12 protein-coding genes and 1 pseudogene are annotated in these 10,744 nt (G+C 58.6%); 6 read left to right on the plus strand and 7 right to left on the minus strand.

Annotated elements, in window-relative coordinates:
• Window position 1 precedes the first annotated feature (1 nt).
• Entirely contained in the window at window positions 2-280 is a 279-nt protein-coding gene (locus tag AWT75_RS17260; protein WP_045847423.1) for a hypothetical protein, read from the plus strand.
• A 40-nt stretch (window positions 281-320) separates the two neighbouring features.
• Here AWT75_RS17260 and AWT75_RS17265 read toward each other — a convergent pair whose 3' ends face one another.
• Window positions 321-1,241, minus strand: coding sequence for a hypothetical protein (locus AWT75_RS17265; protein WP_062790735.1), 921 nt, complete (start codon window positions 1,239-1,241; stop codon window positions 321-323).
• A gap of 127 nt (window positions 1,242-1,368) precedes the next feature.
• On the opposite strand from AWT75_RS17265, the gene tadA reads away from it, so the two are divergent.
• The 3 genes from tadA to AWT75_RS17280 are packed head-to-tail and all read left to right on the plus strand — an operon-like array spanning window position 1,369 to window position 3,186.
• Window positions 1,369-2,115, plus strand: coding sequence for a tRNA adenosine(34) deaminase TadA (gene tadA, locus AWT75_RS17270; protein ID WP_062790738.1), 747 nt, complete (start codon window positions 1,369-1,371; stop codon window positions 2,113-2,115).
• A gap of 1 nt (window position 2,116) precedes the next feature.
• A complete protein-coding gene (locus AWT75_RS17275; protein WP_062790741.1) occupies window positions 2,117-2,767 on the plus strand; it encodes a L,D-transpeptidase in 651 nt (216 codons plus the stop codon).
• Between the two features lie 5 nt (window positions 2,768-2,772).
• Window positions 2,773-3,186 (plus strand): DUF2721 domain-containing protein, encoded by a 414-nt coding sequence (locus tag AWT75_RS17280; protein WP_045847426.1) that lies wholly within the window; start codon window positions 2,773-2,775, stop codon window positions 3,184-3,186.
• A 179-nt stretch (window positions 3,187-3,365) separates the two neighbouring features.
• On the opposite strand, the gene AWT75_RS17285 is transcribed toward AWT75_RS17280, so the two are convergent.
• Together AWT75_RS17285 and AWT75_RS17290 are read right to left on the minus strand one after the other, a co-directional pair.
• Window positions 3,366-4,118 (minus strand): class I SAM-dependent methyltransferase, encoded by a 753-nt coding sequence (locus AWT75_RS17285; protein WP_062790745.1) that lies wholly within the window; start codon window positions 4,116-4,118, stop codon window positions 3,366-3,368.
• A gap of 287 nt (window positions 4,119-4,405) precedes the next feature.
• A complete protein-coding gene (locus tag AWT75_RS17290; protein ID WP_062790747.1) occupies window positions 4,406-4,858 on the minus strand; it encodes a YaiI/YqxD family protein in 453 nt (150 codons plus the stop codon).
• A 198-nt stretch (window positions 4,859-5,056) separates the two neighbouring features.
• Between AWT75_RS17290 and AWT75_RS17295 the strand changes: the two genes are divergently transcribed.
• Complete coding sequence (locus AWT75_RS17295) at window positions 5,057-6,205, plus strand: PP2C family protein-serine/threonine phosphatase (RefSeq protein ID WP_062790748.1); 1,149 nt, start codon at window positions 5,057-5,059, stop codon at window positions 6,203-6,205.
• 42 nt (window positions 6,206-6,247) lie between these two features.
• Here AWT75_RS17295 and AWT75_RS17300 read toward each other — a convergent pair whose 3' ends face one another.
• The 3 genes from AWT75_RS17300 to AWT75_RS17310 form a co-directional block, all read right to left on the minus strand.
• A complete protein-coding gene (locus AWT75_RS17300) occupies window positions 6,248-6,943 on the minus strand; it encodes a DsbA family protein (protein ID WP_062790750.1) in 696 nt (231 codons plus the stop codon).
• Window positions 6,937-7,815 carry an MBL fold metallo-hydrolase gene (locus AWT75_RS17305; protein WP_062790752.1) on the minus strand — a complete coding sequence of 293 codons (879 nt, stop codon included), beginning with the start codon at window positions 7,813-7,815 and terminating at the stop codon, window positions 6,937-6,939. The genes AWT75_RS17300 and AWT75_RS17305 overlap by 7 nt, the downstream gene beginning before the upstream one ends.
• Before the next feature lie 143 nt (window positions 7,816-7,958).
• On the minus strand, window positions 7,959-9,182 hold the full coding sequence (locus tag AWT75_RS17310; protein WP_062790754.1) for a GGDEF domain-containing protein: 1,224 nt from the start codon (window positions 9,180-9,182) through the stop codon (window positions 7,959-7,961).
• Between the two features lie 365 nt (window positions 9,183-9,547).
• On the opposite strand from AWT75_RS17310, the gene AWT75_RS17315 reads away from it, so the two are divergent.
• Complete coding sequence (locus AWT75_RS17315; RefSeq protein ID WP_062790756.1) at window positions 9,548-10,438, plus strand: LysR family transcriptional regulator; 891 nt, start codon at window positions 9,548-9,550, stop codon at window positions 10,436-10,438.
• Here AWT75_RS17315 and AWT75_RS17320 read toward each other — a convergent pair.
• Window positions 10,439-10,654 (minus strand): annotated as a pseudogene (locus AWT75_RS17320) (helix-turn-helix domain-containing protein); the annotation flags it as partial.
• Window positions 10,655-10,744: the final 90 nt, after the last annotated feature.

Raw genomic sequence — 10,744 nt, forward strand, 5'->3', positions numbered from 1 at the left:
CATGAAACCGCAGGATCGCGCCATCAAGAAACAGTTGCTGCTGATGAAGGGAGAAGTCCTGCGCGTGAAGCTGAGCCTGGAAATGGAGCAGCTGCGCAAACATCCGCTTGGCATGGCTGGTGAAGGGTTCAAGGCCTTTGCCGATGGTGGACGTCTTGGCGGCATCCTGTCCACCCTGGCCGGGGTGCTCCCTTCCGAAGCATTACGCCGCTGGCTGCGTCGTGGTACCCGGCTGATGTTGTTATGGAAATTGGCCAGCAAGTTCTGGCCAGCACGCTGACCGCCTGGCTGAAGTGCAAGACGGTCTACAGCAGATGGTTTCAGGCCTGAACATTTACATTGCCGGCACTGCCGGCATCTGACGTTGCGCTTTCTCCCGCATCAACACCCGTGGCAAGCTGGATGCTGACACTCAACTCACCCGGAGCGTTATTGCTTCCACCTGCCAGCATATGGTCGATGGCTGCCACATCCTGTTGACTGCCATCCAGCCACTTTTTCAGCCCTTCATCCTGCCCCTGGCCCTGCTGGCTACGCTGCTTCAGCCACTGGGCAATGGCCTTGATGCTGTTGAGCAAGGCCTGTAACTCCATATTGCCGCCCAAGCCCTGATTGCCTGCACTGCCAGTGCTCGCCATTGCCGCCTGCGATGGTGCCACTGTATTGCTGTCTGATGCCGCCGTGGCAGCATCATCGGTACTGGCAACAGCACGATCGGCCTGATCCGCGGCATGGTCGGTCTGATCGCTGGCGACGCTGCCGCCGCTGGTGACATTGACGCTCACTTCCATGACGGACGCCTGCCCTTGCCCGCTGGCATTGGCCACCATCTGTCGCAACTCGGCAGTGATTTGTTTCAACTGCAGGGCAATCGCACGCAAACCACCTTTGTCCTTACCTACCAGCATGAGCATCTGCCGCAGGTTTTTCACTCTCTCCTTCAGCATTTCCATGCGGTTGGCATCCAGTGGCTGACTATTGCTCTGTTTACGTTGCTGCGCCTGTTTGAGCTGGCTGGATTGCTGTTGTTGCCACTGTGCCAGTGCCTGATGCAGCGACTGGCTGACGGCCTGCCGTGCCGGATCACTAGCAGACCAGACTGCAGGGCCGGATGATGTGCTGCCAGATGCGGCGTCTGTCGTATTCATGGCCGGGCTGGTGGCAGCAGGCCCTGACTGCTGGCGGTTCACGCGGGACCACAAGCTGGCAATACCGGATTCACTGACAGAAGGCAGGGACATGGGCTGGGTATCAAGATGGTGACCAGCATTTATCGGCATTTTTGGCCGTTTCTTTAAACAGCCATCACGAAGTTGCGGCGCGATCAGGCTAAAATAGTGATGTTTCCGTTGACCACTGCCACCTGCCATGTCCACCTTGCCAGACTCCCCGCTTGCAACACCGCCCCTGCCCCCGGCGGCAGTGCTGTGGCTGCAACAGATGGGTATTTGCTCGCGGCATCAATTGCTGCAGCAAGGCAGTGTCTCGACCTTTCTGCAACTCAAGGCAGCAGGACATACCGTCACCAAACGCTTGCTGTTCGCGTTGGAAGCCACAGCCCGCGGCATACACTGGTCGGCGTTGACCGAGCGGGACAAACAGGAGCTGAGCCGACAGCTGGCCGCACATCCGCCGGTTGCCATGCCGCCCGACCCGGCTACCTGCCAGCATTTCATGCAACAGGCACTGGCGCAGGCCACGCTGGCTGCAGCACAGCAGGAAGTCCCGGTAGGCGCCATCGTGGTGAAGAATGGCCAGATCATTGGCCGCGGCTTCAACCAGCCGGCAGGCCGCTGTGATCCGAGCGCCCATGCCGAGATGCAAGCCTTGCGCGCGGCCGCGCTGCATGAGGGTAATTACCGACTGGACGGCTGCGACCTGTATGTCACACTGGAACCTTGTGCCATGTGCAGCGGTGCCATTCTGCAAGCCCGCCTGTCGCGGGTAATTTATGGTGCCAGCGAGCCCAAGACCGGCGCAGCCGGCAGTGTGCTGAATCTGTTTTCCCTGCCGCAACTGAATCACCATACCGCGATCTGGGGGGGCGTGATGCAAGAAGAATGCAGCCAGCAGCTCAGCAGCTTTTTTGCTGCGCGTCGCAAGGCGCGGGAATGAAATGATGCGCCATCTATTGTCTGTGTTGTTACTGGCGAGCACTGCCATGCTGCCGGTACAGGCGGAAGCCCTGCCACCGGATGGCAGCCTTGATGCCGCCTTTGTGCTGCAACAGCAGGCTGTGCCATTGCAAGCAACCCGTGCCAATATGCGCCATTACGGCCAGCCCTGGATGCTGGTTGGCATCCGCAGCCAGAGTCTGAGCTTATTTGATGAATGGGGTCGCCTGCAGCAACATTATCTGGTTTCCACTGCCCGGCGTGGCGTGGGAGAAATGAGCAATAGCTACCAGACCCCGCGCGGCTGGCACCATGTCTGCGACAAGCTGGGTGCTGGCGCAGAGGAAAACACCATCATTTTCCGGCGGCGGGTCACCCCATGGAAATACACGGCGGAACTGCACCGGCAATATCCGGAAAAAGACTGGATTCTGACCCGCATCCTGTGGTTATGCGGTGATGAACCGGGCAAGAACCAGGGTGGTAATGTAGACAGTTACGACCGCGCCATCTATCTGCATGGAGCGGGCGAACATGTTGCCTTTGGCACCCCGACCTCGCGGGGTTGTGTCCGGATGAAAAATCCCGACATCATCCAGCTGTTTGACCAAACGCCCAACGGCATCGACGTTTTGATAGACGAGAACTCCTGAACACCATGCATGCTGCACTGAACCTGACCACCCCGGCCCTGCTGTTCCCTGCCATTTCGCTGCTGTTGCTGGCCTATACCAACCGTTTTCTCGGACTAGCCAGCATCATCCGCAATCTGTATACCGATTACAAAGCCGAACAGAATCCCAAGATCCTGTTGCAGATCGGCAATTTGCGTACCCGTATCCAGCTGATCAAATGGATGCAGTTTCTCGGCATAGGCAGCCTGTTTCTCTGCACCATGGCCATGTTCCAGATTTACACCGGCTGGCAGCAGCTGGGCGAACTATCCTTTGGCATCAGCCTGCTGTTGATGATTGCCTCGCTGGCAACCTCGCTGTGGGAGCTGGTGCGTTCCTCGGATGCCTTGAACATTCTGCTGTCCGATCTGGAAGCGGAATCGCATCGCCAGCAGTAAAGGCGCACTGTCGGCACAGAACGTAAAAAAAACCGGCTGTGCCGGTTTTTTTCAGCCTGCTGACAAAATGATTTGCTAGGACTTCACGGGACCCGGCAACACCGGGCCTTGCCATGAAGTGACCCATTCTTCTGGTAGTACCTCGGTTTGCTTGATGGAAGCGAGCAGCACTTTCCAGGTCAGAGCGGCTTGCGTCCGGCAATGAAATGCAAGGGCATGACCACACGCCGCACGGTGGCAGCGTCTCCCCAACCCCGAGCCAGACGCTGACGCGCATCGTTCAGCACGTGATTGCCCAGGCTCTGCACGCACAGCTTGGTGGCAGACCAGGTATGGAGATAGCCAAGCAGTTGTTCCAGATTCCATTGCATGGTGATCTGGTAACGTGGCGTATCCAGCGCAGGCAGCGGCATGCCGACATGCCGGTAGCCATCCCACAGCAACTGACTGCAGCTGGACCAGAACGGCTCGATCACCGCCCGGAAAAAACGCATGGCGTCATCCACTTCGGGTGACACCTGGAACCAGTCGTAGCCCCAGGCAGCAAATACCCCACCGGGCTTGAGTGTGCGTTCCACCTGCGGCCAGAAGCGGGAGAAATCAAACCAGTGCAGGGACTGCGCTACGGTAATCAGGTCGAAAACGGCATCACCGTAAGGGGATTGTTCGACCGGGCACTCCAGATAGAACACATTGGCAGAGCGCTCGGCCGCTTCCAGCTGGCTATGGTTGATGTCACAAGCATCGACACGGTCGAACAGCAAGGCCAGCTTGCCCGCCGCCTGCCCGGTACCGGTTGCGCAATCCCAGGCACGGTGATGATTCGACACTGAGGCCTGCAACCAGCGAAACAGCATGTCCGGGTATTGCGGGCGATAGCGCGCATATTGCTCGGAGTGCAAATCGAAAGTGGCGATGGCACGTGTATCCATGATTGGGCTCAAATGAACACTCTCTCGGCTAAACGGTGCGTCGGACCATTCCGCAACACCCCTTGCAGGCAAGGCGAATATGATAATAGCATCACACTCGACGCCTGATACGAATTTATTTCAATTTAAAATTTTTGTTTAAAAATAAGTGGCTTATGAAAATAATGGCCATTTAAGGTAGTCCGTTTGGCGGGCCTGTATTCTTTATCGTCAGCGCAATCCAAAACTTGTGGAGCCACATACCGAGGACAATACCCGACGGTGCCCATCCAGCTGGCGGCTACCATTCAAGCTGTACGACCGGTAGCCAGCCAGCGGTCCAGTCTGGCAGCAAATTGCTGACGATCAGCCTGGCCAAAAGGCGGGGGACCACCACTCTGAATACCGCTGGCTCGCAAGGTATCCATGAAATCACGCATGGTGAGCTGCCCTTCGATGGTGTCCGCAGAATAGGGTTCGCCACGGAAATTGATGGCAGCAGCGCCTTTGGCCAGTACCTGCGCGGCCAGTGCAATATCCGCACTCACCAGCAGATCGCCCGCCTCACACTGTCTGGCGATTTCGGCATCGGCCACATCAAAGCCCTTGGCAACCACGATGGCGCGCAAATATGGGCTGGCAGGCAGGGCCGTCATGCGATTGGCCACGAATACCGCGCTACTGCCAGTACGCTGGGCCGCCCGGCAGATGATGTCACGCACCACAGCCGGGCAGGCATCCGCATCAACCCAGATGGTCATCTACATCGCTCCAGTTGAAAATAGTGCGGCAAGCCTACAACAGTCATGCCAATCTGCCCACGTTGTTTGTTAAAGTTTGCGGAATCATTGCCAAGCTAATGGCATAAACTGCCGGAGCGCTCTATAGTAGCTGGACATGCGACCGCTTATGTCACAGGCAGCGCCGTGCCCTGCCCTTTCCCCCACAAGGTTTGTTGAATGACCCGCGCGCTGACCATTCTGGTTGCGGAAGACAGCCCGACATCCCGTCAGATCCTGATTGATTACATCCGGCTGCTGGGTCACAAGGCCGTGGCCGTATGCAATGGCCAGGAGGCAGTGGATTACTGCATCCAGCAGCGGCCTGACGTGATTTTCATGGATGTCACCATGCCGGTGATGGATGGCTTTGCCGCCACCAGCGCCATCCGCCAGCTACTGGGCGAGCACTGGATTCCCATCATCTTCCTCACTTCCTTGTCCGATCGCAGCCAGTTGCTGCGCGGCCTGACCATGGGGGCGGATGACTATCTCACCAAGCCGATTGACCTGGATATCCTCACCGCCAAGCTGCATGTGCTGATTCGCATCTCTGAAATGCAACAGCGCATTGCGCATGACAGTGAGCGGCTGGAAGCGTATTACCGCATCAACGAACAAGAGCAGATGTTTGCCCAGATGGTGCTGGACCGTTTTACCCGCCGCGCCGAGCAGACTCCGCCCAATATCCAGCAGTGGCAACGTCCGGCGATGAACTTCAGCGGCGATACCATCTGCATCCGCCGCAGCCGCCCGGGGCTGGACCGCATCATGCTGGCAGACAGCACCGGTCACGGGCTGGCCGCAGCCATTTGCGGTTTACCCGCGGTGGATACCTTCTTTGCCATGTGCGACCGCAATCTGCCGGTGCAGGAAATAGCCCGGACCATCAATCGCAAGCTGCACACCATTTTGCCGATTGGACGCTTTGTTGCTGCCGCCTTGATTGAAGTGGACTACCAGCTGCGCCGCATTGCGGTGTGGAACGGTGGCATTCCCTGTGCAATGTATGTGGACCGCGATGGCGAGGTGAAGAAGAGCTTTACTTCGCGCTCGCCGCCACTGGGCATTTTGCCGGACAGCGATTTCGAATCCACGCTGGATTATTTCAGCTGGCAGGAGGGAGGCGCATTGGTGGTGTGCTCGGATGGCGTCACCGAAGCGAGCAATCCCGACAAGGAACCGTTGGGACTGGATGGTGTGTTGCAAGCCATACGCGAAGCGGGTTCGATGGACATTCAGGGCGCCATCACCCAGGCAGTCAACCGGCATCTGGCCGGGAATGAAAACCACGATGACATTTCGCTGGTGGTGGTACGCTGCGCCTGAGCGGGCGCACCACCCTTGCTGACTGCCCGCCTGGTCTGGAAGTCAGCCTGGCAGCTGACACCCATCGACCGAACAAGTCGGGCCAGCTGCTTCTGCCGCAGGCAATAATTCCTGCTGCAAGGCGGCAGCAAAGGCCTGCGGCTGCCCCAGCCACGGCGACACATCCACGCGCTGCCATTGCCCGTCCCGCTCCAGCAACAGGCTGGGGAAACCCTGTACACGATATTGCTGCATCAGGCTGCGGCTGGTCTGGATATGGGCTTCTGCCAGATGCATTGCCTCACCCAACCGGGCAGCAAATACGGCGGCATCCAGCCCTTGTTCACCAGCAAGCCGGGCCAGCACGGCCGGGTCGGCAATGCGCAGTCCGCGCTGGTAATGAGCACGCTGCAACACCGACAACATGGCCAAGGCCGGCAGGCCCAGTTGTGCGGCCAACAGGATGGCGGCAATCGGCGGTGTCGAATCAAACACTGCCGTTTCATCCCGCAACAGGCCATCGAAATAGTCCTGGCCAAACGGCAGGCCGGTAAGACTGGCGATGCGCTGGTCGTGGGGCATGACGTAGTCGCGCAGCGCCGGTGTGACCGCTTGACGGCGGCTACCACTCATCATACCGCCCGCATGCAACTGCATATCAAGGCCGGGCAGACTGGCCGCCGCCTGCAATAGTGGCGAAGCGGCATAGCACCAACCGCATAGCGGGTCGTAAATGTAATGCAGGGTGGCAGTTACCATTTCATTTCACCTTTGTTGACCTTGGCACCGATTTCCAGCGACATGGCTTCACCGGCTTGCGGGAAGGCCTGCTGCATGCGCTGGATCAACTCGCCACTATTGCCTGACAAGGCCAGATTCTGTTCAAACTGCTGCAAATAACTGCGGGTGAAGCGGATGCTGGCAAGGCCGGTGGGTGCATTGGCTGCCATGTGGCCGGGTATCACCTGTTTCGGCTGCAAGGCTTCCATTTCATCCAGCTGGGCCAGCCAGGCCTGACGCTCTTCCTTGCGCTGGGTATCAGCCGTCCATACATGCAGGCCGGACACCACACCGACATTGCCCACAATGGCGCGAATGGAAGGAATCCATACATAGCCGCGGTGTGCCAGCACACCCGTGCTGCCGCGCACTTCCAGGCTCTGCCCTTCCAGCATCAGCCGGGAGTCCTTGAGGGCATGCGGCAGGGTCAGCGGCGAGGACGGCGCATTATCACCCATTTTCGGCCCCCAGAATGCTACCTTGCCGGCCACATTGGCCTCTATACGCGCCAGTGTGGGCGCAGCAGCCAGCAGCTCTGCCTTGGGGAAAATCTGCTTGAGGGTGGTGGCACCAAAATAATAGTCAGGGTCGGCCTGGCTGATGTAAATGGCCTTCAGCTGCTTGCCGCTATCCAGAATGCGGGCGGCAATGCGGTAGGCATCGGCGCGGGTGAAACCGGTATCGATCAACACGGCATCATGCTGGCCGCTGACCAGTACCGAGGTGACATTGAAGCTGTTGTCATCGGCCTGATAAACCGACAATTGCAACGGTTCGGCGGCCTGGGCAAGGCTGGCAGACAAGCCGGCAAACAGGGAAAGCGACAGGAAGAGTGTGGTGTGACGTGCCATGATGTGCTCCGGTAGCACCGCCAGTGACGGTGCGTGATGAATGATGGCTCGTACTTTAGCGTCTGGATAAAGACAGATAAATCCATCAAACCGGGCAACATTGTTTCATTAAACAGACTAATCAACTGATTCGCTGTCGTGCTTCACCCTGGCAGTGGCTGACAGGAGTGCATGGTGACGATGCAATTGCGTCCCTGTTTTTTGGCTTGATACAGGGCGGCATCTGCGGTGCGTACCAGCCACTCCGGTTTCTGGCTGATGCTGGAGTGAGCCACCGCCAGACCGATGCTGATGGTGACCACATGGCCGCACTGCGAGGTGGGGTGGGGCAAGGCCAGCGCTTCGACATCCTGACGGATCTGCTCGGCCAATTGGCCTGCCTGACGCAAATTGCAGGCCGACAGCAGCAAGACGAACTCCTCGCCACCATAGCGCGCCGCGCAGCCCTGGCTGGCATCGGCATGCCTGCCAATCACCCGGGCGACCTGGATCAGCGCATCGTCGCCCATCTGGTGTCCCTGGCTGTCGTTGTATTTCTTGAAATAATCGACATCGAAAAACAGCAGCGCGATGTCCGACTTCTGCCGCAGCCGTGCATCCCATACGGCTTGCAGCTGCTGGTCGAAATAGCGCCGGTTGTGCAGGCCGGTGAGGCCGTCAGCGCTGGATAATTGCTGCAAATAGCGGAAACCCTGCTGCAACTGGCGATGATCGCGCTGCAACTGCAGGGAAAGCACATAGCTGCGACGCGCTTCCTTTTCCAGCTGGAACAAGCCCAGCAAACCCAGCAAGACACAGGAAATCACCAGGATGAAAATCAGCGAGCGGGTGCTTTGTTCGAGAAATGGCCAGTCCACCAGCACCCAGCCAAGGTAGAGCAGGCTGACCACGCTGCTGTAACAGGCCAGCCGGAACGGGATGCGCAGACCGAACATCAGGAATACCAGGCACAGCATCACCCCGCCATAGTAATGCTGGGCGGTGGGCATGCGGCTGAGCGAAAAAAACCAGATCAGCCCCAGCACAAAGGCTGTACCGGCAATCACGACCGAGTATTCGTACCAGCGGCGTAAAGGCGGACAAAAACTGCTGATGATGGACGCCACGCCGATAGCTGGCAAAATCAGCCAGCGCCACATCCAGATTTGGCCGTAGACATCGGCCAGATAATATTTGTCGATCAGGCCGTACAACATGAACACCACAATGCCCAGCGCACCGAATACGCGGTAGCGGCGCATGCGCTGATCAAACGTAGAGGACTGGAAAGACTGCTCCAGCGCAGGGAGAAAACGCAGCTGGAACCATGGCTGCTTCTCGGCTGCAGCCAGCTCTTGCTCAAGACGGGATGCGGGGTGATCGGTCATGCTGTCACTCCAGGTGCGGTCTGCCGACAAAGGAGGATGCGTAGGGCATCAGTCATGAGAAGGTTCTCTGCCTGCCTGGCCAGGCATGCATTAATAACAGTGCTTGCAAACAGAATAGAAAAATGTGCTGATTTGTAAGTCATACAAAAGTATAACGAAAAACCGGCCTGGTAAATCCGTGTAAAGCCAGGCTGCCGATTTTCGATGACATATGCAGGAAAAGCCGGTGTCCATGGCATTAAACGCGAAAACATGGCGTTTGCCGGCACATTTCTACCAGATACCCTGATGGCATGATGGCTTTGCCACAGCATATCATGCCGCACTTTTACTGCCGGAGCTCCGGCACACATGCAAGGAAGACGATGGACAGACTGACGGCCATGCAGGTTTTTGTCGAAGTGGCACGCCGGGGCAGTTTCACGGCGGCCAGCCGGGAGCTGGACCTGTCCCGCGCCATGGTGACCCGGCATATCGCCGAACTGGAAGACTGGCTGGGCGCACGCCTGCTGCAACGCTCCACCCGCAGTGTCACCCTGACTGACGCTGGCAACAGTTGCCTCGCCCATTGCCAGCAGATGCTGGAACTGGCTGCCCAGACCCGCGAGGAAGTGGGGCTGCGTGATGGCCAGTTGCGCGGCCAGTTGCGCATCACCACCAGCATGTCATTCGGCATGGCACAACTGGCTCCTGCCATCACCGACTTCATGAGCCGCCACCCGCAACTGCGTATCGACCTGCAACTGGGCGACCGCGCGGTGAACCTGATCGAGGAAGGCATAGATCTGGCCATCCGCATCACCAACGACCCGGAGCCGGGCCTGATCGCCCGCCGGCTGGCCGAATGCCATTCGGTCATCGTGGCATCACCGGCCTATCTGGCACGTTACGGCCAGCCGCAACAACCGGCAGACCTCCGGGAGCACCACTGCCTGAGCCATAGCCGCGTCGGCCGCAGCGAATGGCGCTTGTATCGCGACAATAAGGAAGAGGTGGTCCGGGTGAATGCCAGGCTGAGTGCCAACGAAACCGTGGCCCTGCTGCAAGCCTGCCGCCATGGTGCCGGGCTGGCCATGCAACCCTTGTATCTGGTGCAGGATTTGCTGGCACAAGGCGAGCTGATTGCCGTTCTGCCAGACTGGCAGCCCGCCAGCATGGGCATTCACGCACTCTACCCCTCACGCCGCCAGTTGCCGCTGGCCATGCGCAGCCTGCTGGACTTCCTGCAGCAGTATTTCAGCCAGACCCAGTCCTGATCAGGCCTGGAAATTCTGCTGCCACTGCATGGGTGATACGCCGTAATGCAGGCGGAAATGATGGCGCAAGGCAGCTGCAGAGCCGAAACCGGCCAGTGCCGCCACCTGCTCCACACTGTATTCGGCACTTTCCAGCAAACGCTGGCTGTAACGCAGGCGTTCGCTCACCAGCCACTGCCCCACCGTGCTGCCGGTAAGCTGGCGAAAATGCCGGGTAAAGCTGCGGCGACGTCATGGCCATGCGGGGCGGCCAGGCTATCCAGGGTATGGGTTTGGGCCAGATTGGCGAACCCAGTCCAGCAAGGC

This window comes from Aquitalea pelogenes (assembly GCF_001515305.1).
In the GTDB taxonomy this organism is placed as follows: Bacteria; Pseudomonadota; Gammaproteobacteria; order Burkholderiales; family Chromobacteriaceae; genus Aquitalea; species Aquitalea pelogenes.

Excerpts from the sequence above, each read along its gene's own strand:
- AWT75_RS17260 (WP_045847423.1), top strand. The coding sequence starts at position 2 with ATGAAACCGCAGGATCGCGCCATCAAGAAACAGTTGCTGCTGATGAAG.
- AWT75_RS17265 (WP_062790735.1), bottom strand. The coding sequence starts at position 1,241 with ATGTCCCTGCCTTCTGTCAGTGAATCCGGTATTGCCAGCTTGTGGTCC.
- tadA (WP_062790738.1), top strand. The coding sequence starts at position 1,369 with ATGTCCACCTTGCCAGACTCCCCGCTTGCAACACCGCCCCTGCCCCCG.
- AWT75_RS17275 (WP_062790741.1), top strand. The coding sequence starts at position 2,117 with ATGATGCGCCATCTATTGTCTGTGTTGTTACTGGCGAGCACTGCCATG.
- AWT75_RS17280 (WP_045847426.1), top strand. The coding sequence starts at position 2,773 with ATGCATGCTGCACTGAACCTGACCACCCCGGCCCTGCTGTTCCCTGCC.
- AWT75_RS17285 (WP_062790745.1), bottom strand. The coding sequence starts at position 4,118 with ATGGATACACGTGCCATCGCCACTTTCGATTTGCACTCCGAGCAATAT.
- AWT75_RS17290 (WP_062790747.1), bottom strand. The coding sequence starts at position 4,858 with ATGACCATCTGGGTTGATGCGGATGCCTGCCCGGCTGTGGTGCGTGAC.
- AWT75_RS17295 (WP_062790748.1), top strand. The coding sequence starts at position 5,057 with ATGACCCGCGCGCTGACCATTCTGGTTGCGGAAGACAGCCCGACATCC.
- AWT75_RS17300 (WP_062790750.1), bottom strand. The coding sequence starts at position 6,943 with ATGGTAACTGCCACCCTGCATTACATTTACGACCCGCTATGCGGTTGG.
- AWT75_RS17305 (WP_062790752.1), bottom strand. The coding sequence starts at position 7,815 with ATGGCACGTCACACCACACTCTTCCTGTCGCTTTCCCTGTTTGCCGGC.
- AWT75_RS17310 (WP_062790754.1), bottom strand. The coding sequence starts at position 9,182 with ATGACCGATCACCCCGCATCCCGTCTTGAGCAAGAGCTGGCTGCAGCC.
- AWT75_RS17315 (WP_062790756.1), top strand. The coding sequence starts at position 9,548 with ATGGACAGACTGACGGCCATGCAGGTTTTTGTCGAAGTGGCACGCCGG.